The following is a 21,069-nucleotide window of genomic DNA, read 5'->3' on the forward strand; positions in this document are numbered from 1 at the left end:
TTAGAAGGTGGAAAGATGACCGATACCAGACAGCAAATTATTGAAACTGCATTAACACTATTTAACGAAAAGGGATATAAATCTGTAAGTATGCGAGATATATCAAATACACTAGGCATTTCGATAGGCAATATGACCTATCATTTTCCGAGGAAAGCTCAAATCGTAGAAGCGGTAATCGATCATAATAAAATGAGACTTTTTACTTCAATACCACAGAATGGTGCAAGCACCCTAGCTGAATATTATGAAGTAATGGAGATGTTATATAATTTGCAAAGGGAGGAAAAATTTTATTTTTCCAACATGCTTGAAATCGCAAGGGATATACCGCAAATATATGAGACACAGCAAAACGTGCGTCAAGTTATATTTAATTATTATAAATGCAGTTTTGCTAACTTTAGAAAAAATGGAATAGTAGTAGATACTTTTGATGAGGGCATCTATGATAACCTTGCATTTACACTTCTTTATTTAGCTTGTTTTTGGCATTTGGATTACTCAATGTCAAAAGATAAATGTTTCGACCACTTAGAAATACTGGAGGTTTCTTGCAAAACATTGGTACCATATCTAACCAGAGAAGGGGTTCAATTGTTTGAAGATTTAGACAAATTAAGGGGTTTTAAAATTACAAAATTTAGTTGACAAAAAAAGATGAGGATGGTAGTATTTAAATCAATCAATTGATTTTGGATAATGTTGGAAAAGAAAGGATGGAGGTGCTTGCGAGAATAGCAATTGATGGGCAACGAAATTACGTGCACATTTTTAGCTTCTGGCTTAATCAAAGTACAGTCTTAGCTGTTCAAACCTGTAATGAAGAAATGTTATCAGTATTATTTTTAACAAAAAATAAAAATGGCTTACAATGCATAAAAAACTCTTAAAGCAATGGGATTTTGTCTACAGCATCCCATTGCTTTAAGAGTAACATTCATAACTTTTTTAAATAAAAATAACACCCCTTAAATCAGTGAAGTTCTTTGGCGGGAATCCTCTGATTTAAAGGGTGCAACACAACATATTCGTACATATTGTACGTCTATGCTTGTATTTCTTATTGCATTTATTCAATATTATAGACGATGAGACATATTCTGTCAATACTTTTTGAAGGTTTTAGTTTTAGATAGTAATTTTGATAATATGTAAAAAAATTAGCGTTTCTTCACGCAAAAAAGAATTATTATTAAATTGTAAAGGGGACAAGAAATAAATGCTTACTTATATTTTTCCCGGACAAGGTTCTCAAGTTAAAGAAATGGGTAAAACTCTTTTTGATGAATTCAAACACATTACGGCACAGGCAGATGACATTTTAGGATATTCAGTAAAAAAACTCTGTATAGAAGACCCTAACTTTACATTAGCACAAACTCAATATACTCAGCCCGCTTTATACGTGGTTAATGCATTAAGTTACTTAAAAAAAATTAAAGATTCGGGGAAAAAGCCAGATTATGTTGCAGGACACAGTTTAGGCGAATATAATGCTTTACTTGTCGCTGGAGCATTTGAATTTGCGATAGGATTAAAATTAGTGCAAAAGCGAGGTGAATTAATGAGTCATGCTATGGGCGGAGGTATGGCTGCCGTTATTGGATTAAAAGAAGAAGAAATTATTACTGTTTTGGAAGAAAATAATTTGCAGGATATAGATATTGCAAATTATAATTCTCCATCTCAAATCGTAATTTCTGGTTTACAAACCGATATCGATCGTGCAGAACCCATATTTGAAAGAACGAAAGGTGTGAAATTGTTCATTCGTTTAAAAACAAGCGGAGCTTTTCATTCTCGTTATATGGAGGCGGCAAAAAGGAAATTTGATGCTTATATCAATTCATTTCGGTTTTCAGAATTGATGATTCCAGTGATTTCAAATGTTCATGCGAGACCATATCAGCAAGCAGAAATCGGGGCTAATTTACTTCAGCAGATTACACATCCTGTTCGGTGGACAGAAAGTATTAAATATTTGCTAAGTCTTGGCAAAATGGAATTTGAAGAGGTTGGACCTGGACGAGTTCTAACGGGGTTGGTTCAGAAAATACAAATTGATGAGAAGCCATTAGTTATTACTAAAGAGGATCCATTTTTAAAAAATGCATACAAGCATTCTAAATGTTGTTCCTAAAGAATTTGGTCGTAATAAAAGTTCAGTTTAGTGTATATAAAGTTAAGTATAAAAAAGAGAGGAAAGTGAGTAATAATGGAACAAAAACAAATAATTGAGGTAATCGCCAAGTCTTTAAGCATCCCAAGTAGTGAGATTGGGGCTACAACATCTTTATCGAATGAAATAGGGGTTGATTCCATTGAAATGGTCAAGCTATGCCGTGATTTAGTTAAAAGCTTTGAGTGCACATTAGAGGTCAGTGAAATAAAAGAAGCAGATACAATTGAAAAATTACTTTGCCGTATTAGAGAAAATAAAATGGCATCCTAAGTCGTTAAATATAAGGAGGAAAGGAGATTATTATGAAAAGTAATATAGATGAAAAACGACGAGTAGTAGTGACTGGTCTAGGAGTTATTTCTCCGATTGGCATTGGGAAGAATGAATTCTGGAAAAATTGTATTAATGGGAAATCAGGTGTAAAAAAAATTGATAGATTTCCAGTAGATCAATTTAAATCTCAAATATGTGCTGTGGTTGATCATTTTGAACCACGTGAATTTAATTTAACAGAAAACCAAATAGTGAGATTAGACAGGTTTGTTCAATTTGCTATAGCGGCAGCTAAAATGGCCATAAAAGATTCTAAGCTTAATGTGAATGAAATCAATCGCAGAAGAGCTGGTGTCAGTATTGCTAATGCGATAACAGGTATCATTACAATGGAAGAGGAATTTTTAAAACAAACCGAAAGATGCACTGCACCTATAAACGTACCTTGGTTAAGTAAGGCTCTATATCAAGCGTTTACATTTAGTACTGCCTCTCTGGAAGTTGCAGCAGAATTTAATTTTAGAGGACCAGGTGCAACGATACCGACGGGATGTGCGGGTGGATTAGATGCAATAGGCTTTAGCTTTGATATGATCAGGGGCGGATATTCAGATGTTATGATTACAGGAGCTACGGAAGCACCCATTGTTCCTCTGACACTTGCATGCTTTGATGTTCTAGGGGCTGTATCATCCAAAAGAAATGATACGCCAGAAAAAGCGTCGCGACCTTTTGATAAAGAACGTGATGGTTTTGTTTTAGGTGAAGGGTGCGGAATGCTTGTATTAGAAGAGAGAGAACATGCTTTAAAGAGAGGCGCTACTATTTTAGCTGAAATATATGGCTATGGTTCAACATCGAATGCTTATCATATGACAGAATTGCTTCCGGATGGAGATGATTTAAAAAGGGCTTTAGAAATAGCGATAGAAGATGCTGGCGTATCGCCAGCTGAAATTGATTATATTAATTCTCATGGTAGTTCAACACCGCAAAATGATGTAAATGGAACGGCTGCTTATAAAGCAGTATTAGGTAATAGAGCATATGAAATACCTGTTAGTTCTTTGAAATCAATGAATGGACATGCATTGTCTGCTGCAAGCGCAATGGAAATTGTCGCTTGTGTCCAATCATTGGTTCACAAAGAGATTCATCCAACAATAAATTATGAACATCCTGATAGTAGATGTGACTTAAATTATGTACCAAACAAAAGTATAAAAAAAGATAATTTAAAACTAATTTTAAAAGATGCCAGCGGTTTTTCTGGAATACATAGTTCTTTAGTAATCGGCATAGAATCCTTTTTCGGAGGGGGGAAATGAACATGAGAAGAGTTGTTATAACGGGTCTAGGTGTTGTAGCACCTAATGGAATTGGAAAAGATGAGGTATGGAATAATTCAATAGAAGGAAGAAATTGTGTAGCAAAAATTACTAAATTTGATACCGAAAAATTTACTGTCAAAATGGCTGGGGAAATTAGAAACTTTAATGAGAATGATTTTATATCGCCAAGACAGGCTCATAAGCTTGACATTTTCACTAAATATGCGATAGCTGCAAGTGATCTGGCAATAAAGGATAGTAAAATTGATTTAGAAAATGTCGATAGAAATAGGATTGGTACATATATTGGTAATTGTTTTGGTGGATGGGCCTATATTGATCCTGAGTTAAGGCTATTACATACAAAGGGTGTCAATGAATTTAGTCCTTTTGTAGGAACAACATATTTCCCGGCGGCTCCTCAAGGTGAGATCACAATTAAATATAAACTAAAAGGACATAGTAAAACGATTGATTCTGGTAGAGCCAGTGGATTAACAGCTATAGGTTATGGAGCAAGAGCTATTTCGCAAGGAAGAGCAGATATGATTTTAGCTGGAGCTACCGAGGCTTTGCTAACCCCCTATACATTTGCAGCAATTTGTGCAGAAGGTGTCGAAGAACCTGCTCATAGAATTTCTGAGAATGGTATTTATCAACCTTTTGACAAGAGTAGAAATGGTTGGGTTCCAGGAGAAGGAGCAGCTATTTTATTATTAGAAGAATATGAGCATGCGAAAAAGAGAAATGCAAAAATTTATGGAGAAATAAAAGGCTTTAGTGATATCAATGGGGCTTGCCATCCGAATTTCTTATCCACTGATGAATTGGGTCTTGACGATACCATTTCTGAGGCATTAGATGACGCGGAATTAACGGAGTATGATATTGATCTAATTATAGCGGATGGATTAGGAACCAAACAGGGTGATTTATATGAGTATCAAGCAATAAAGAAAAGTATGAATAATGTATATTCCAAAATTCCTATCACTAGCCCTAAAAGTATGATTGGTAATTTGTATGGAGCTGCTGGAGCTTTAGATGCATTTTGGGCAACTATGTGTATAGAAAAAAATACAGTTTTACCGACTATTAATAGTAAAGAGGTAGACCCAATATTTGATTTAAATATTGTCAATAAAACCATAAAAAATTTAGCTATTAACAATGTAATAGTTAATGGACGAGGGAATGGTGGGATATGTGCTAGTTTAGTAATTGGATCAGTTGAAAAGTAAAAATAGAAAAGAGAATCATATGAATTCGAATAGTAAGTGTAACATTATTGATATAAGTGTTGCTATTGATGTAAAAGGCTGGGAGCCAAGTCCGGTAAAAAGAAAAATAATTGATCATAAGGAAGGCGCTGATTTATTAGGAAAAACTTTGATTTCTATGAAGGGATCAAACATTTTCTTAAAGATAATCGAATTTATAAAACATAAATGCGGCTACGGTTTAAGCCATAAGGATTTTCCTGAGGAAAAGGGGCTTTCCTTATACACATATGAACTAACTACGCATACAGGTACTCATTTAGATGCTCCGTATCATTTTGGCGATATAAACAAAGATGGGGAGAACGCAAAATCAATAACAGATATTCCTTTAGAATGGTGTTTTGGGAATGGTGTTTTATTGGATTTAGAGTCTTTAGACCTAACTGAACCTATTTCAAAAGAAGAAGTTATTGAAAAATTAGCGGAGATTAATTACCAGATAAAGCCCTTTGATATTGTTTTATTAAAAACCGGGGGTGATAGATATATTGGAACACCTCAATATTTTACAACTTTTAGAGGCGTTAGTTTAGAAGCAACCGAGTATTTAGTTGATTGTGGAGTCAAAATTATAGGCATCGATAGTTTTGGCTTCGATCCTCCTTTTCATAAGATGATACAAAAATATATGCTGAAAAAAGAAAAAAAATACTTGTGGCCTGCTCATTTCCTAGGAAGAAAGAAAGAGTACTGCCATATTGAACGCTTAACAAATTTAAATAAAATAAAAAAAACTAGTGAATTTCGGGTGTGTTGTTTTCCTATTAAACTAAGTGACAGTGATGCAGCTTGGTGTAGGGCAGTAGTTATAGAATGATAGCGCGCAAAGCTGCGAGGTTTTAGGCGATAAGGGAAAGGTGAGAAATAAAAAATGCTGGAGGTATAAGAATATGGAAGTTACTATGCATTCAATAGAAATCGATACCGAGATAGAAAAAGTATATAATGTGTGTGCGAATGTATTAAAATGGCCGGAATATTTTCCCCCCTGCAAAAAAGCCAAAATTATCACTGAAAATGGAAATCAACAAGTAATTGAAATAACAGCGAAATCCAATGAAGAAGAGTTTACTTGGCAATCAGAACGAATTCTATATCCGAAGAACTACAGAATTGAATTTCATCAATCAACTCCCGGTCCGCTTGTAAAGTATATGCAAGGTATATGGCATGTATTTAAGTTAAATAGAGGGGTATTATTGTCATTGCAGCACACTTTTGAAGTGAAGGATAATGTGGAAAACTTGATCAATAATGTTCAAAATAAAGAGGATGCTTTACAGTTTATGCACAAGTCAATTGACAGTAATACCAAACAAGAGTTAGGGGCCATTAAAAAACTACTAGAAAATGATGGCTTGCGAAATTTGGAGGCGAAATTTACGGCGGAAATTGATATTCATGCGACCGCAGAGCAAGTGTTCAACCTATTATATAACATTAAAGACTGGCCGAATATTTTACCTCATTGTGAAAAAATTACAGTGCTTTATGAAGATGGTTGTAATCAAGAGTTTGAGATGACGGTTGTAAACCCAGAAGGAAAATTGGAAGTTATGCGATCTATAAGGCATGGTCACGCCAATACTCTGATTGAATATTTCCAGCCATCACCGCCGATGGTACTAAAACAACATGCAGGTAAATGGGTTATTACGAATACTGAATCAGGAATACATCTTGAGGCATGGCATAGCATTACGTTATGTGAAGATGGGGTTAGGAATGTATGGGGAGAAATAGAGTTAGAAAAGGCTTTACATAGAGTTACGCAGGCAATTACAAAAAATAGTATGGCAACTATGCAAACGATAAAATCTTATTTTAATTAGAAAAGAAAATGAATCTTTTATAAGTTTTATGTTTAGTTTATCTAAAAAAATTACTGAAGGGGGAACATAGCATGAGTCGAACAGCTTTGGTTACAGGTGCGGGTAGAGGAATTGGTAGGTCTATTGCTTTACAATTGGCAAGAGATGGCTTTCATGTTGTTTTAGTGTCAAGAACAAAAGAACAATTAGTAGAGACGACTAAAGAAATTACTGATATGCAGGGAAAATCTATGTATTTTCTTTGCGATGTTTCCAAGCAGGAAGCTGTAGAAGAAATGGTTAGCAGCGTAATGGAGCAAATACCACAAATAGATGTATTAGTTAATTGCGCTGGTCGTGATGGTGGCGGTAAGACGGCAGAAATGAAAGATGATCTTTGGCATGACATAATAAATACTAATTTAAATAGTGTTTATTATGTTACTAAAGCAGTTTTAAACAAAGGTAATTTGGATTCAAATAGTGCGATAATTAATATTGCATCAACTGGAGGTAAACAAGGCGTGCCTTTTGGTGCTGCATATAGTGCTTCCAAAGCCGGCGTTATTGCGTTTTCAAAAGCATTAGGAAAAGAGTTAGCAAGAACAGGTATAACAGTAAATGCAGTATGTCCGGGGTATGTAGAGAGCAATATGGCAGAAAATGTCCGAAATATTCAAAGTAAATTACTAAATATTCCTGTTGAAGAAGTTAAAAAAAAGATTGAGAATGTTATTCCCATAGGAAGATACATAGAGCCAAATGAAGTAGCGGGAATGGTATCCTACCTATGTTCTGATAGAGCAAGGGGGATAACAATTCAAGCGCTAAATGTTTGTGGTGGGTTAGGTATTTTTTAAATTGCTTGTTCTGTTAATATATAAGGAGAAAATAAAAAAATGGAGACAAGAATGTGTATAAGAGCTGAGAATCAAAGCCAGTGGGATAACTCTGTTATTACGTCAATTGAAATTAAAGCTCCTAAAGAAAAGGTTTATAAAGTTGTTTATCAAGAAAACCCACGACCTAAATTGTGCCCTAAGATTAAGAATTCCACGGTTGTTTTTGATGATGGCATAGTACAAGAATTTTATTTTGATATAGTAAAAGAAGATGGAGGTATGAGGCGTATTCGCACTATAAGTAGGTGCGATGGTGATACCATTGAATTTTTCCAACCAGCTCCACCTCAATATTTGAAGGGTTATTTTGTCAAATGGATTTTTGAAGAAGTATCCATGAACTGCTGCAAAATAATCGCTGAAAATTTATGGAAGATGAATGAATATACTTACACGAAATTTCCGGCTGATAATGAAATGTCTACAGAAGAAAAATTACGACAGCATATTATTCTGTATTCTAACAGTGCATTAGAAGCTATTCGGGAAAAAGCGGTGGCGTCAATATGATTTTAGAAGAACGTATACGGATTGACTGCGAGATAAATAAAGTCTATGAGGCTATTGCGGATCCCTATCGGTGGAAAGAAATTATACCTAATGTTTCAGAAGTTTGTGTGATTTACGACGATGGTCGAAATCAGGAGTTCACAATTACCGTTGAAAAACCAACAGGACCAGAAACAGCACGTACTATACGATATTGTTTAGAGAATAAAATTTTAGTGTTTCAACCAAAATGCCCGCATAAAGTTCGTAAAGTGCAAGCCGAATGGCTTTTTTTAAAAGATGTTTCTAAAACAATAGTTGTAGCTCGCAGAGAATTAGAGTTAGAAGAAATTAACGATGAAAATCAGATGACAAAAGAAGAAACTTTATATTTTAAAAAAATTAAAACAGATTTAACGAATTTACTTAAGCTTAATCTCATAGCATTTAAGAATCATCTAGAATTTAATGCATATCCTTAAATAATTTTTGATGGAGGAATTTACAATGGCTGAAATCATAAGATTCAAACAACTTAGTGAAGAAGCGTCACAAAAAATTTTATCTTTTGGAGAAGACCTTATGTTAGTTGAGTACTGCTTTAAAAAAGGATTTATAGGTAAAGAGCATAAACATGAAGGGCATGCACAGGGGGGGTATGTTGTAAAAGGTAGCTTCGAAATCATTTTAGGAAATGAAAGAAAAATTCTAAAACAAGGTGACACTTATTACGCTGCAAAAAATGTATCGCATGGGATTGTTGCGCTTGAAGATAACTCTATTATTGTAGATGTTTTTACACCAATGCGGAGTGATTTTTTGACAATTTAAAACAATATGAAAAAATATTAGAATTGAATTTAGTTTACAAGTTAACAGATAACATTTTTAATAATGTAAGTAACTTATAAATGGCATATTTCAGCCATTATTTTTTTTGTCGAGAGAATTTTTACTTATCGATTTTGAAAGCAGAAGTAAAAAAGAAATTATTGACAAAAGTTTAAAATGTGATAGACTTTTAATTAAATCGATCGATTGATTAAAAACGAAACGTTTAAATACTGAATTGAGAAAATATTCCGAAAGTTACCGCCTGGTTTTTTCAATTCAGTATTAAGTGTGGGACCGAATTTTTTTTTGAGACCATTTATTAAAATGATACAAGAATGATTCCAAGCTATACATTTTAGAAGATTTTAGAGATATAAGATGATTTATGTAGACAATTGAAATGTTTTATAGGATTATTAGGAGGGGAAAAAATGAGTAAGAAAATTCCTGTCATTGCTATTATTATCTTGGCTTTGGTAGCTTTTGCTAGCTACAAGCTATACTTTTCTAAGGAAAAGGGCATAACTGCCACTGGTACAGTAGAAGTGACACTTGCTGATATTGTACCTAAGACGAATGGCTATATGTCTCAGTTAACGATTCAAGTAGGAGATTCTGTACAGGTTGGTCAAACCATTGTTCATATTCGTCGCAATGATTTAGAGGCTCAGGTGGCTGCCGACGAGGCCGCACTTGCTAAGGCCAGAATTCAATTAACCGATCTTGAGAAAGGACCGAGAGAGCAGGAAATCAAGGAAGTTACAGCCAGTATGGTATCTGCTCAAGCAACATATGAAAAGGCAAAAAAAGATTTGGAACGTTATCGCGCCCTTTATGAAGGGAACGCAATTGCCGCACAAGAATTTGATGCTGCTAAAGCCAGCTATGATGTAGCATTCAATGCTCTCCTTGCCGCTCAATCGAAACAGGGCCTGGTAATAGAAGGTAACCGTCCAGATGTTATTGAAGCTCAGCGAGCTGAAATAAAAAGATTGCAGGCCGTCAGTGACGTTGATCGTGCTACCTTGGCCGATACTGTTATTTATAGCCCGATAAACGGTGTAGTATTAACAAAAAACTATGAAAATGGTGAATATCTGACTGCTGGCTCAGCTATTGCCACTGTTGGTGATCTAAATAATTGTTGGGTCAAAATTTATGTGTCTTCCGAACAACTTGGTCTTATTCAACTGGGGCAACCAGTTGATGTTCATATCGATGCTTATCCTAAAAGAACTTTTGCCGGAACGATTAAAGAAATCAGTCAAACTGCAGAATTTACACCACGACAGAGTATTACTCAACGGGAACGGGCCAACCAAGTATTTTATGTTAAAGTATATATTGATAATTCCGAAGGCATTTTAAAGCCGGGTATGCCAGCAGATGTGGTAATTCAATGATTACTCTAACTAATGTAACAAAATATTATGGCACTAGGTTGGCAGTAAATAATGTTTCTTTAGAAGTAAAGAAGGGTGAAATCTTTGGGTTGGTTGGGCCAGATGGTGCCGGAAAAACAACGATTATCCGAATGCTAGCAGGTCTTCTTGCACCAACGTCAGGAACTCTTACTGTGTTAGGCGCTGCCAATCCGGAGAACATCAAAGAACATCTAGGGTATGTTCCGCAAAAATTCAGCCTCTATGGAGATTTAACAGTCATGGAAAATATTCAAGTATTTGGGGCGTTATACGGTCAATCAGCAGAACAAATTGATGCTGTGGCCAGCCGTATTCTTGGTTTTACCAATTTAATGCCCTTCAGGGATCGCCTGGCTGATAATTTATCTGGTGGCATGAAACAAAAATTGGCCTTAGCAGCTGGTTTGATGCATCAACCCCAATTATTTTTTCTCGATGAACCGACGACTGGTGTTGACCCCGTTTCTCGGAGAGAGTTTTGGCAAATGTTGTTCAGACTGAATAAAGAAGGCACAAGTATTTTTGTGTCTACACCTTACATGGATGAGGCGGAATTCTGTACACGTGTTGCTTTTTTACATAATGGCCAAATTGTCTCCTGTGATTCTCCGGAAGGTTTGCGCCAAGCCTATCCTTACAAAGTATTGGAATTGGGAACCAGTGACCGAGATATTAAAAATCATTTAAAAAAATGTTCAATTCTTGATATTAACATGTTCGGCGATAAATATCATTTGGTAGTGGAAGACGTAACGTTAGCTAAAAATCAGATACAATCTGTGCTAGGCGAGATGAACATTGAAAACATCACACTAGAAGAAATCCAGCCCACATTAGAAGATGTTTTTGTTGCTCTAGCAAGGGAGGTTTTTTGAATGTATGCTGTGGAACTAGCAAACCTTACTCGCCGTTTTGGAGACTTTACTGCCGTAAATAACCTTTCCTTACAGATTAAGCAAGGTTCAATCTATGGCTTTCTGGGGCCCAACGGCTCTGGTAAATCTACTACGATTCGTATGTTGTGTGGATTAATGACACCGACCTCGGGAAGTGGTAAGATACTAGGTTTAGATATTGCTCATGATAGTGAGGATATCAAGCATAAAATAGGCTACATGTCTCAAAAATTCAGTCTTTATGATGATTTAACCGTCAAGCAAAACCTAAAATTTTATGCTGGAATGTATAGTTTATCAGAAGATGTAAAAGAAAGAAGAATTAAAGAAATGCTGTCTTTAGCTGACCTAGAAGATCGGCAAAATGAATTAGTAGTGAACCTTTCTGGTGGTTGGAAGCAGCGTTTAGCCCTAGGTTGCTCTATTATTCATACCCCTCCCATTCTGTTTCTTGACGAACCGACAGGTGGTGTTGATCCTAAATCAAGACGTATGTTCTGGGAAATTATATATAAATTAGCATCGCAAGGAACTACGATAATGGTTACAACTCACTTCATGGACGAAGCTGAGCATTGCGATGAGATAGGATTTATATTTGAAGGAAACTTAATTGCAAACGGTACTCCGTCGCAACTCATAAAGATGGTTCCAGGTGTATTGGTGCGTATTGCTACTCACGAGCCCATGGAATTATTAGAGACTGTGATGGCCAGCAGTATTCCGTATCTCGATATTTATCCTTTTGGTGCCAGTCTACATATTCTGCTTGAGGAAAATCAACTGGCTCAAGTTGCAGCTTTCCCTTATAAACAAATCACGCCGGGATTGGAAGATGTATTTGTGTATTTGGTGAAATCTAAGCGTAAGGAGATGAAAATATGAAGCGTCTACGAGCATTGCTGATTAAAGAATTCATCCAAATGCGACGTGACAAGTTAACCTTGGCCATGATGCTTGTACTACCGATTGTACAGCTTTTACTTTTTGGCTATGCCATAAATACTGATGTTAAGCATTTACCTACCATTGTATTTGACCAATCTTTGCAGCAAGATAGTCGTGATTTACTTAATTCTTTGACGTCTAGTGAATATTTTGACATAAAATATGTTGCTAATAGTTTCCAGGAAATAAATGATGCCGTTGATTCTGGAAAGACCAAGGTAGGTATTATTATACCGCCCGACTTTTCCGAGAATTTAAAACATGGTAGAACTGCTACTGTACAGGTTATTGTGGATGCAACTGATTCCCTGTCTGCCTCTTCGGCTATCAGCGCAGCTCAATTGATCGGTCAACTGAAATCACAGAAAATTTTGCTGCAGAAAATGCAAGGCTATACGGGGCATACCACACAGAATCCTTATGAGATTCGTATTCGCCCGTGGTACAATTCTGATTTTGTATCGGCCTTTTATATGGTTCCAGGCATTATGGGGGTAATTCTAACCATGACTATGGTGATGATTACCTCGATGGCCATTGTCCGGGAACGGGAACGAGGTACATTGGAACAACTCATCGTTACACCCATGAAGAATTGGGAGCTTATGATGGGGAAAATTATTCCGTATAGTATTGTTGGCTATGTGCAAGTCACTGTTTCTATACTAGTGGGTATTTTGGTGTTCGACTTGCCGATTCGCGGTAGTCTTGGTTTACTTTATGGTCTTACATCTTTCTTTATCATTGCTTCATTGGCGCAAGGTATTTTAATCTCTACAGTGGCAAAAACTCAAATGCAAGCTATGCAAATGTCCTTTTTCGTTTTTTTACCGAGTATATTACTTTCCGGTTTTATGTTTCCACGGGAAGCCATGCCGCTCTTCTTTAATTTACTTGGTAATATACTGCCGCTTACCTTCTATTTGCAGATCATGCGGAGCATTATACTCAAAGGTGTGGGCTTTAGCATCGTATGGCCACAAGTGTTGTCATTAACTATATATATAATGATTGCGCTAGTAATTAGCATCAAAAAATTTCAGAAGAAGGTTGCCTAGTGAAATACCTGAACATGTTAGAAATGTGAAAACAAGCTGAAATAATCTCTCTCAATAAACAGTTAATTAAGGAGTTGCTTTAATATGGAACATAGTACAGCAGATAAAATAATGGAAACAGCTATTCCATTGTTTGCGAAGAAAGGATATGTAGCTGTTTCAATCCGCGAAGTAGCGGATGCCGTTCAGATAAATAGTTCTGCCATTTCTTATTATTTTAAAAGTAAAGAAGGGTTATATCAAGCGGCGTTAGAAGCTAATTTTTCGCCCGTAGATAAGTTGCTAAAATCAGTGGAGACGATGAACGATCTAAATGCTATTGAGCGTCTTACTATATATGCCCAGAACATCGTAAAACTTCATAGAAAACATCCCTTTTTAGCTCGGTTTGTAAATAGTGAACTTGCTAATCCGACACCCTGTGGTGAAAAGATAATAAAAAAATATATTTCTCAACTTTATCAATTTGTTCACTCCTCTTTAAGTAAAGGAGTTGCTGCTGGAGATTTTGCTCCTGATCTAAATCTTAGCTATGCAGCAGTATCCTTAGCAGGGATACTGAATTTTTACTTTCTTACAACACCTGTTATAAAGGAATTTATCGTTTTTTCGGAGTGCTCTGACGAAGAATATATTAGTCAAGCGCTCAGGATTTATCTAAATGGTATCAGTATAAAGAAATAGAATCAATCCAGTAAGATCATAAGAGGTCATTAAGGTGTAGATGAGAGTCTAGAACCTGTTGCATCTACTTAGATTTCATGAAGGGGGAGATTTTTTTCCATGACTAAGCAGCCTAATTGGAAAAAACATCTAGTGGCAGCGCTAGCGAGCGGATTTCTAGCGATAAATACGGTGGTGGCATTTGCAGCACCTGTAGAACTATCTGTAGAAGAAAGTATTAAAATGGCTTTAAACAGCAATCCCACCATTAAGATGGCTGATGCCGATCGGAAAAGTGCAGAGCAGCAAATAAATGTAGCGAAGGGGGGCAAATTACCTGCTTTAACATTGGAGCACAGCGATAATTTAGCCCACTCAGGTCCAGATAGTGACACGGATTATGTCAATACTGTTTCTTTAAAGCTAAATCTGTACAGCGGTGGAAAAACAGAAAGTGATATTGCAACAGCCAAGCTTAAATTAAAAGTTGCTGATTCAGTAGTAGCACAAAGTAAGCAAAAGATAAAATTAGATGTGACCAATGATTATTTTACAATTCTGGCAGCGAAAAATACGCTAAAGGTCAGCCAAGAGGCTGTAGATCAGATGGAAGCGCATTTAAAGAATGTTCAGTCTCAATATAGTGTAGGCACTGTTGCTAAGTCGGATGTACTGCGTTCCGAAGTGGAATTAGCGAATAACCAACAAAAGTTGATTAAAGCGAAAAATGACTATGACTTGGCAGTTTCAAACTTCAATAATGTAATAGGCTTGCCTTTAGAGACAGAAGTGCAATTAAAAGATGAATTAAAACATGAAGCGTATACTTTATCACTAACAGAAAGTATTAGTTATGCTTTGAGTCATCGACCAGAAGTCATTCAAGAAAATTACAATATTGATGTGGCAAAAGAAACTATAAAATATGCCAAAGGTGGGAGATTACCAGATATTAGTGCAACAGCTAAGACAGGCTGGCACGATAAAGATTTTCCCGGTGCTGATAATAATAATTGGTCTGTTGGACTATTAGCTACTTGGACACCTTTTGATTCTGGTGTGACAAATGCTAAAGTCAAACAGTCTGATTCTGGATTAATAAAAGCACTAGAGCAGGCTAGACAGACAAAAGATAGTGTTCAATTAGATGTACGTCAGGCTTATTTAAGTATGAATGAAGCAGAAAAACGTATTGATACAACACAAGTGGCAGTTGAAAAAGCAGAAGAGGATTTTAAAATTTCCCAAGTTCGCTATAGTGCTGGAGTCGGTACAAATACAGATGTTATTGATGCACAAGTAGCCTTGACTCAAGCAAAAAACAACTATATCCAAGCTATGTATGATTTTAACACTAGTAAAGCTAACTTAATAAAAGCAATGGGAGTAGCTGTAGAATAAATAATTGCTAATAAAGAGTCAAAAGATCCTGCATTACTTTTAGTAAGTGATGCAGGATCTTTTTTTGTAATAAGAGATACCTATTTCTTATATGCTTTACTTTTTATGTTTTACATTAATTACTTATTGTTAGTTCAACTAGTCTTTCAGCAAGATTCTTATACCAGGAAGAAGTTAATACATTTGTACCAATACCGCATGCATCCATATGATCAATCGTATCTAACAAGGGCATGGAATTCCACTTTCCTATTTGTGGTACTCCATTATAGTTGACGATTCTATCGGAAGACCAGTTTTTTGGACCATTTTGAGAAATGGTATTGACCACGCCATCATTGGGTTTCCAACTGTCATCAATAATAACGCGCCCTTCTTCATTACGCGTATAACTTCCTATGAATGTTCCAAATGGATATAGCAGCGGAGTCATATTAATTACATGGGGAAGCTCATTGTTCGTCAGAATACTTGGAACAGTTGCACAGGTAGAATAAGAAAAATAATATACATCAGATTGTGCCTTAACCCATGAATTCAGCACGCGAGCGCCATCAGTACTTAAATCCCAATTTGCAAGATCATTCGTACGATTCCAGATGTTGCTGTTAAACACCCTATTTGTATAGTCTGTAAGACTTTCCCCTGGCTTTCTATTCAAGCCCCACTGATCAAGCTTAAAATCATAGATAAGTGCTTCCCCTGCACCGGTAAAGGAAGCAAGAGAGGCTACAAAATTCTTGGCGAAATCATCAAATAGATTGATTCCGTCTGCAAGGGTAGTACCATCATGAGTAGAAGCAATAGTCGTAACACTGTGAACCCAGGATTTACCGCCAGCAAAGAGTGGACTCAAGTGAGTCGAGGTTGCAGACCGTTCCTCTGCACTTCCTTCCTTCAGTAATTGAACAAGGGTTCGCACTGTTTGACCACCCATACTATGGGCTACAAGATGAATTTTATTTATTTTACCTTCTGTTGTCAGATTGCCCCATTCAGGATAAAGACCAGGATATGTTCTCCCATACCTGTTATGCCCTTTCTGTGTAGAATGTGCTTGACCGTAGTCTACTGTACCACCCTTGATATAAGCATACAATTCACACGCTCTGTCCCAGTTGCTAGATACAGGACCTACCGTTGCAGTATAAGTCGTGTAACCGCTTGAGGCGAGTTCCTGCTCATAATCAGTTACGCCGCCCCAATATTTTAGTCCCAGCACCTCGTTTCTACCCCAACCCATAAATCCATGGACGAGCACGATCGGGTAAGAGTTGGCTTTTGTTCTCATTACCTTTTCTTTCGTTTGCCTTACAAAATCCATTTTAAATTCCTCCTTTTAAATATGATATACTTACTACATTCTTGCGCAGATTAGAATTCAACCAGTAATGTAAAATTTTCCCACATTCTTTATCCGTACATAATAAGCTAATTGAAGATAGGTATAAGAAGTGAATTGAATCAGTTTTAATGGAAAATGAAAACCCCTCATTCGTAGGAAAATAAAACGACGAATGAGGGATTTTAGGTTTCCTCAGACTTAGGTTTGAAGAAATTTAAAACGCACTTTTACGTGAAGTTGTATGTATACACGGAATAGACAAAGGACTTTGCGTAAAAATATAGAAATTTACCAATATAATCCTTTCAAATATTACCCAGTTTACTGCTGATATTCAAAAAGGAGCATATACTTATAATGCATTAGAGATAGGAGGAGGTTGAAAAGTTTGTAAAAAGAGTTGGGCAAGCCAGTAGTAAAATTTATTAACGAGGAGTGTGCATATGAAAAAGGTAGATTTTATGAGTCATGACCTGGAAGTGCCTGAACTAACACTTCGGGGAATGTTGCTAGGAATGATAATTACAGTTCTTTTTACAGCATCCAATGTTTATTTGGGCTTAAAGGTAGGGCTTACGTTTTCGTCTTCTATTCCTGCAGCAGTTATTTCTATGGCAGTTTTAAAAATGTTTAAAGATTCCAATGTCTTGGAAAATAATATGGTTCAGACCCAGGCATCGGCTGCGGGTACTCTTTCAGCAGTTATATTTATTATTCCCGGCTTGTTAATGCTAGGGTACTGGCAGGGATTTCATTTCTGGCAGACCTTGATGGTTTGTGCTTGTGGCGGCTGCCTCGGCGTGTTGTTCACGATTCCATTGCGCCGTGCAATGATTGTCAATAGTGATTTGCCTTATCCTGAGGGGCTGGCAGCTGCAGAAATTTTGAAAGTAGGTAGTGGTGACGCTGCTGGAGCCAAAGAAAATGGCATAAAGGATATTATGGCTGGTGGTATTGTTTCGGCTATTGTCAGTTTGTGCGCGGATGGTTTTCAAGTTATTTCATCGGGAGTACACTATTGGTTCACTTTTGGCAAATCTACTTCTCAGCTGCCTCTCGGCTTTTCTTCTGCTTTATTGGGAGCTGGTTATTTGATTGGCATTGCCAGTGGTATGGCAATGTTAGTGGGTACTATTTTGGCGTGGGGTGTACTTGTGCCGTATCTTACATCTGTGATGTCACCGGCAGCTGGGCAGAGCGCCAGTGCGTTTGCATCCGCTGTATGGGCACAAAAGGTACGCCTTATCGGTGCTGGGGCGATTGGCATTGCTGCAATATGGACGCTGATCACATTGGTAAAACCTATCATAGAGGGTATGCGCATTTCGATACAAGCTATGAGGAGTTCTGAAACAGGCAAAGGTTTGCACCGTATGGATACAGATTTGTCTCCTAAAACGACAGCGATGGTTTTGGGCATTATTGTTATCGGTTTACTGGGAACGTTTTATTCCTTTATTGCTGATGGGAATTTGTCAGCAGGTGCCACCTGGATGTTTATTATTGCAGGTGTTGCCGTTGCAATCCTAATGGGATTTTTTGTAGCTGCTGCGTGTGGCTACATGGCCGGATTAATTGGTACATCGGCTAGCCCGATTTCAGGGATCGGCATTCTGGGGATTATTGTATCCTCACTTGTTGTATTAGGCATCGGTACAGCAGTCAGTCTTTTTGACACGGAAGCAGGAAGTAAATTTGCTACTGCGTTAGCTATTTTCATGACGAGTGTTATTGTCAGCATTGCTGCTATTTCCAACGATAATTTGCAAGATTTAAAGACTGGTTATCTCGTCGGTGCTACGCCATGGAGACAGCAAGTGTCCTTATTGTTGGGCTGCCTTATCGGAGCTTTTGCTATTGCACCAGTTTTGAATTTATTATATGAAGCATATGGTTTTGTCGGAGCTATGCCGCGCGCTGGAATGGACGAAAGTCAAGTTCTGTCTGCACCGCAGGCGACTTTGATGACTACGATAGCCAAAGGGATTTTTAGTCATAATCTAGATTGGAATTATATTCTTTTCGGCGTGGGAGTCGGAATTATAATCATTATTGTAGATTTACTATTGAAAAAGAACTCAACAAAATACTACCTGCCGCCGTTAGCTGTAGGCATGGGAATTTATTTGCCGCCTACATTGGAAGTTCCGCTTATCATAGGTGCTGTCATGGGTTACTTTGTCAATCGTTATCTGCGTAATCGGGCGATTGAGCGGAGTCCGAAAAACATTGAAGAAGATGTAGAAGTTTGTAACCGCCACGGCGTACTGTTTGCATCTGGGCTTATTGTTGGTGAAAGTTTAATGGGGGTTATCATTGCCATCATCATTGTATTTTCAGTAACAAGCGGTGGTAGTGATGCGCCATTGGTACTCGTAGGCAAGGAATTTGGTCCCACTGCGGATTGGCTTGGATTGCTGGTATTTATCGCAGTGCTTGCCACATTTATTTATCGCGTGGTTAGTGTGAAATTTAAAACTAATTAATGAATCAAAAGACGTTGTATTATTTATAAGAACGAAAACTCCTGCAAAGTTTGGCTTTGCAGGAGTTTTATTTTAAGAGGTAGGAAACCAAACTGTACCAATACAGTTTGGTTTTTTCCAATTGTAGTGATATGTGTATGACCACTATAATAATCTAAGAAGATAAAACAAATGATACTACATAAGAGGACCACTTGCTGCATTCTATATGTTGAGTACTTTTATATTTGAAACTAGGGGGATATTTAAATGGCTTTTGGTAAGGAGTTTTTATGGGGTGGAGCAGTTGCTGCGCATCAATTAGAAGGTGGGTGGGATAAAGGCGGAAAAGGACCTAGCGTAGCAGATGTGATGACTGCTGGTGCACATGGTGTACCAAGAGTTATTACGAATGGAGTAGTTGAAGGTGAAAATTATCCTAACCATGAAGCAATTGATTTTTATGGCCACTATAAAGAGGATATTGCTTTATTTGCAGAAATGGGCTTTAAATGTTTTAGAACAAGTATTGCATGGACACGTATTTTCCCTAAAGGTGATGAATTAACTCCAAATGAAGAGGGGTTACAATTTTATGATGATATGTTTGATGAAATGATAAAGCATGGAATTGAGCCTGTTATTACATTAAGCCATTTTGAAATGCCGTATCATTTAGCTAAAGAATATGGTGGATGGAGAAACAGAAAGATTATAGAATTCTTTGTACGATTTGCAAAGGTTGTTTTTGCCAGATATCAGCATAAAGTAAAGTATTGGATGACTTTTAATGAAATTAATAACCAGAAGAATACTGTTAATGAAATTTTCGGATGGACTTGTTCTGGACTTCTTTTTCAAGAAGGTGAAAACAGGGAAGAAGTGATGTACCAGGCTGTTCACCATGAATTGGTTGCCAGCGCACTGGCAGTTAAGGCTGGGCATGAAATAAATCCTGAATTTAAAATTGGGTGTATGGTTTCTTTTGTTCCTATTTATCCATTCTCTTGTAATCCTGATGATATGATGCTTCAGGTAGAATCAATGCATGACCGTTATTTCTTTGCTGATGTACACTGCAGGGGGCATTACCCTTCTTATGCATTAAAAGAATGGAAAAGAAAGGGATACAATATCAAGATGGAAGCAGGGGATGAAACAATATTAGCTGAAGGAACTGTAGATTACATAGGTTTTAGCTATTATATGTCTGATGCTGTTAAATCTGGTGCTAATACGATTGACGGAAATTCAATCTTGGGATCCAGTACCAGCGTTAAAAATCCATATGTAAAAGCTTCTGACTGGGGATGGCAAATTGATCCTGTAGGGCTGAGATATTCCTTAAATCTCTTATATGAGAGATATGAATTACCTTTGTTTATTGTAGAAAATGGATTTGGTGCTATTGATGTTAAGGAAAAAGATGGTTCATGTAATGATGAATATAGAATTGATTATTTAAGAGCCCATATTAAAGAAATGGAAAAAGCGATTGAATTAGATGGTGTTGATTTAATAGGATATACTCCTTGGGGATGCATTGATTTAGTATCATTTACAACAGGAGAAATGAAAAAACGTTATGGCTTTATCTATGTGGATAAGGATAATGAAGGAAATGGAACATTAGAAAGATCCAAGAAGAAATCATTTGACTGGTATAAGAAGGTTATTGCATCGAATGGAGAAGAATGCGGCGACCCAAGCAAATAAACATGCCATATAAGAACTAAAACATTTGCCCTTGACAGTAGTTAG

The 21,069-nt window shown here is 36.8% G+C and carries 20 protein-coding genes; 19 read left to right on the forward strand and 1 reads right to left on the reverse strand.

The window, feature by feature from the left end:
* Window positions 1-15: 15 nt before the first annotated feature.
* The 17 genes from QSJ81_RS02595 (at window position 16) to QSJ81_RS02675 (ending at window position 15,498) form a co-directional block, all read left to right on the forward strand.
* Window positions 16-651, forward strand: a complete 636-nt coding sequence (locus QSJ81_RS02595) for a TetR/AcrR family transcriptional regulator (RefSeq protein ID WP_285715850.1) — start codon at window positions 16-18, stop codon at window positions 649-651.
* A 571-nt stretch (window positions 652-1,222) separates the two neighbouring features.
* Window positions 1,223-2,143, forward strand: coding sequence for an ACP S-malonyltransferase (fabD, locus tag QSJ81_RS02600; RefSeq protein ID WP_285715851.1), 921 nt, complete (start codon window positions 1,223-1,225; stop codon window positions 2,141-2,143).
* A gap of 75 nt (window positions 2,144-2,218) precedes the next feature.
* Complete coding sequence (locus QSJ81_RS02605; RefSeq protein ID WP_285715852.1) at window positions 2,219-2,455, forward strand: acyl carrier protein; 237 nt, start codon at window positions 2,219-2,221, stop codon at window positions 2,453-2,455.
* A 32-nt stretch (window positions 2,456-2,487) separates the two neighbouring features.
* On the forward strand, window positions 2,488-3,786 hold the full coding sequence (locus tag QSJ81_RS02610; RefSeq protein ID WP_285715853.1) for a beta-ketoacyl-[acyl-carrier-protein] synthase family protein: 1,299 nt from the start codon (window positions 2,488-2,490) through the stop codon (window positions 3,784-3,786).
* A 2-nt stretch (window positions 3,787-3,788) separates the two neighbouring features.
* Window positions 3,789-5,030 carry a beta-ketoacyl-[acyl-carrier-protein] synthase family protein gene (locus QSJ81_RS02615; protein ID WP_285715854.1) on the forward strand — a complete coding sequence of 414 codons (1,242 nt, stop codon included), beginning with the start codon at window positions 3,789-3,791 and terminating at the stop codon, window positions 5,028-5,030.
* 19 nt (window positions 5,031-5,049) lie between these two features.
* Complete coding sequence (locus QSJ81_RS02620) at window positions 5,050-5,889, forward strand: cyclase family protein (protein WP_285715855.1); 840 nt, start codon at window positions 5,050-5,052, stop codon at window positions 5,887-5,889.
* A 73-nt stretch (window positions 5,890-5,962) separates the two neighbouring features.
* The gene (locus QSJ81_RS02625) at window positions 5,963-6,904 is read left to right on the forward strand and encodes an SRPBCC family protein (RefSeq protein ID WP_285715856.1); all 942 of its coding nucleotides are present in this window, start codon (window positions 5,963-5,965) and stop codon (window positions 6,902-6,904) included.
* A 71-nt stretch (window positions 6,905-6,975) separates the two neighbouring features.
* Window positions 6,976-7,743: an SDR family oxidoreductase gene (locus QSJ81_RS02630; RefSeq protein ID WP_285715857.1), complete on the forward strand. Its 768-nt coding sequence runs from the start codon at window positions 6,976-6,978 to the stop codon at window positions 7,741-7,743.
* Between the two features lie 39 nt (window positions 7,744-7,782).
* Window positions 7,783-8,295 (forward strand): hypothetical protein, encoded by a 513-nt coding sequence (locus QSJ81_RS02635; RefSeq protein WP_285715858.1) that lies wholly within the window; start codon window positions 7,783-7,785, stop codon window positions 8,293-8,295.
* Complete coding sequence (locus QSJ81_RS02640; RefSeq protein WP_285715859.1) at window positions 8,292-8,756, forward strand: SRPBCC family protein; 465 nt, start codon at window positions 8,292-8,294, stop codon at window positions 8,754-8,756. Before QSJ81_RS02635 ends, QSJ81_RS02640 begins: the two co-directional genes overlap by 4 nt.
* Before the next feature lie 25 nt (window positions 8,757-8,781).
* Window positions 8,782-9,105 (forward strand): cupin domain-containing protein, encoded by a 324-nt coding sequence (locus QSJ81_RS02645; protein WP_285715860.1) that lies wholly within the window; start codon window positions 8,782-8,784, stop codon window positions 9,103-9,105.
* A 434-nt stretch (window positions 9,106-9,539) separates the two neighbouring features.
* On the forward strand, window positions 9,540-10,511 hold the full coding sequence (locus QSJ81_RS02650) for an HlyD family secretion protein (RefSeq protein WP_285715861.1): 972 nt from the start codon (window positions 9,540-9,542) through the stop codon (window positions 10,509-10,511).
* A complete protein-coding gene (locus tag QSJ81_RS02655) occupies window positions 10,508-11,407 on the forward strand; it encodes an ABC transporter ATP-binding protein (RefSeq protein ID WP_285715862.1) in 900 nt (299 codons plus the stop codon). The genes QSJ81_RS02650 and QSJ81_RS02655 overlap by 4 nt, the downstream gene beginning before the upstream one ends.
* On the forward strand, window positions 11,408-12,313 hold the full coding sequence (locus tag QSJ81_RS02660; RefSeq protein ID WP_285715863.1) for an ABC transporter ATP-binding protein: 906 nt from the start codon (window positions 11,408-11,410) through the stop codon (window positions 12,311-12,313). It begins immediately after the preceding gene.
* Entirely contained in the window at window positions 12,310-13,434 is a 1,125-nt protein-coding gene (locus tag QSJ81_RS02665) for an ABC transporter permease (RefSeq protein ID WP_285715864.1), read from the forward strand. The genes QSJ81_RS02660 and QSJ81_RS02665 overlap by 4 nt, the downstream gene beginning before the upstream one ends.
* 84 nt (window positions 13,435-13,518) lie before the next feature.
* Entirely contained in the window at window positions 13,519-14,118 is a 600-nt protein-coding gene (locus tag QSJ81_RS02670) for a TetR/AcrR family transcriptional regulator (protein WP_285715865.1), read from the forward strand.
* A gap of 99 nt (window positions 14,119-14,217) precedes the next feature.
* Complete coding sequence (locus tag QSJ81_RS02675) at window positions 14,218-15,498, forward strand: TolC family protein (RefSeq protein ID WP_285715866.1); 1,281 nt, start codon at window positions 14,218-14,220, stop codon at window positions 15,496-15,498.
* Window positions 15,499-15,613: 115 nt separating this feature from the next.
* On the opposite strand, the gene QSJ81_RS02680 is transcribed toward QSJ81_RS02675, so the two are convergent.
* The gene (locus tag QSJ81_RS02680; protein ID WP_285715867.1) at window positions 15,614-16,822 is read right to left on the reverse strand and encodes an esterase/lipase family protein; all 1,209 of its coding nucleotides are present in this window, start codon (window positions 16,820-16,822) and stop codon (window positions 15,614-15,616) included.
* 464 nt (window positions 16,823-17,286) lie between these two features.
* Between QSJ81_RS02680 and QSJ81_RS02685 the strand changes: the two genes are divergently transcribed.
* Window positions 17,287-19,329: an OPT family oligopeptide transporter gene (locus tag QSJ81_RS02685; protein WP_285715868.1), complete on the forward strand. Its 2,043-nt coding sequence runs from the start codon at window positions 17,287-17,289 to the stop codon at window positions 19,327-19,329.
* A gap of 249 nt (window positions 19,330-19,578) precedes the next feature.
* Window positions 19,579-21,024 (forward strand): 6-phospho-beta-glucosidase, encoded by a 1,446-nt coding sequence (locus QSJ81_RS02690; protein WP_285715869.1) that lies wholly within the window; start codon window positions 19,579-19,581, stop codon window positions 21,022-21,024.
* Window positions 21,025-21,069: the final 45 nt, after the last annotated feature.

The organism is Pelosinus sp. IPA-1, from assembly GCF_030269905.1.
GTDB lineage: Bacteria > Bacillota > Negativicutes > DSM-13327 > DSM-13327 > Pelosinus.

What these genes read in the sequence shown, in the direction of transcription:
- QSJ81_RS02595 (WP_285715850.1), top strand. Translation starts at nt 16, where the DNA reads ATGACCGATACCAGACAGCAAATTATTGAAACTGCATTAACACTATTT.
- fabD (WP_285715851.1), top strand. Translation starts at nt 1,223, where the DNA reads ATGCTTACTTATATTTTTCCCGGACAAGGTTCTCAAGTTAAAGAAATG.
- QSJ81_RS02605 (WP_285715852.1), top strand. Translation starts at nt 2,219, where the DNA reads ATGGAACAAAAACAAATAATTGAGGTAATCGCCAAGTCTTTAAGCATC.
- QSJ81_RS02610 (WP_285715853.1), top strand. Translation starts at nt 2,488, where the DNA reads ATGAAAAGTAATATAGATGAAAAACGACGAGTAGTAGTGACTGGTCTA.
- QSJ81_RS02615 (WP_285715854.1), top strand. Translation starts at nt 3,789, where the DNA reads ATGAGAAGAGTTGTTATAACGGGTCTAGGTGTTGTAGCACCTAATGGA.
- QSJ81_RS02620 (WP_285715855.1), top strand. Translation starts at nt 5,050, where the DNA reads ATGAATTCGAATAGTAAGTGTAACATTATTGATATAAGTGTTGCTATT.
- QSJ81_RS02625 (WP_285715856.1), top strand. Translation starts at nt 5,963, where the DNA reads ATGGAAGTTACTATGCATTCAATAGAAATCGATACCGAGATAGAAAAA.
- QSJ81_RS02630 (WP_285715857.1), top strand. Translation starts at nt 6,976, where the DNA reads ATGAGTCGAACAGCTTTGGTTACAGGTGCGGGTAGAGGAATTGGTAGG.
- QSJ81_RS02635 (WP_285715858.1), top strand. Translation starts at nt 7,783, where the DNA reads ATGGAGACAAGAATGTGTATAAGAGCTGAGAATCAAAGCCAGTGGGAT.
- QSJ81_RS02640 (WP_285715859.1), top strand. Translation starts at nt 8,292, where the DNA reads ATGATTTTAGAAGAACGTATACGGATTGACTGCGAGATAAATAAAGTC.
- QSJ81_RS02645 (WP_285715860.1), top strand. Translation starts at nt 8,782, where the DNA reads ATGGCTGAAATCATAAGATTCAAACAACTTAGTGAAGAAGCGTCACAA.
- QSJ81_RS02650 (WP_285715861.1), top strand. Translation starts at nt 9,540, where the DNA reads ATGAGTAAGAAAATTCCTGTCATTGCTATTATTATCTTGGCTTTGGTA.
- QSJ81_RS02655 (WP_285715862.1), top strand. Translation starts at nt 10,508, where the DNA reads ATGATTACTCTAACTAATGTAACAAAATATTATGGCACTAGGTTGGCA.
- QSJ81_RS02660 (WP_285715863.1), top strand. Translation starts at nt 11,408, where the DNA reads ATGTATGCTGTGGAACTAGCAAACCTTACTCGCCGTTTTGGAGACTTT.
- QSJ81_RS02665 (WP_285715864.1), top strand. Translation starts at nt 12,310, where the DNA reads ATGAAGCGTCTACGAGCATTGCTGATTAAAGAATTCATCCAAATGCGA.
- QSJ81_RS02670 (WP_285715865.1), top strand. Translation starts at nt 13,519, where the DNA reads ATGGAACATAGTACAGCAGATAAAATAATGGAAACAGCTATTCCATTG.
- QSJ81_RS02675 (WP_285715866.1), top strand. Translation starts at nt 14,218, where the DNA reads ATGACTAAGCAGCCTAATTGGAAAAAACATCTAGTGGCAGCGCTAGCG.
- QSJ81_RS02680 (WP_285715867.1), bottom strand. Translation starts at nt 16,822, where the DNA reads ATGGATTTTGTAAGGCAAACGAAAGAAAAGGTAATGAGAACAAAAGCC.
- QSJ81_RS02685 (WP_285715868.1), top strand. Translation starts at nt 17,287, where the DNA reads ATGAAAAAGGTAGATTTTATGAGTCATGACCTGGAAGTGCCTGAACTA.
- QSJ81_RS02690 (WP_285715869.1), top strand. Translation starts at nt 19,579, where the DNA reads ATGGCTTTTGGTAAGGAGTTTTTATGGGGTGGAGCAGTTGCTGCGCAT.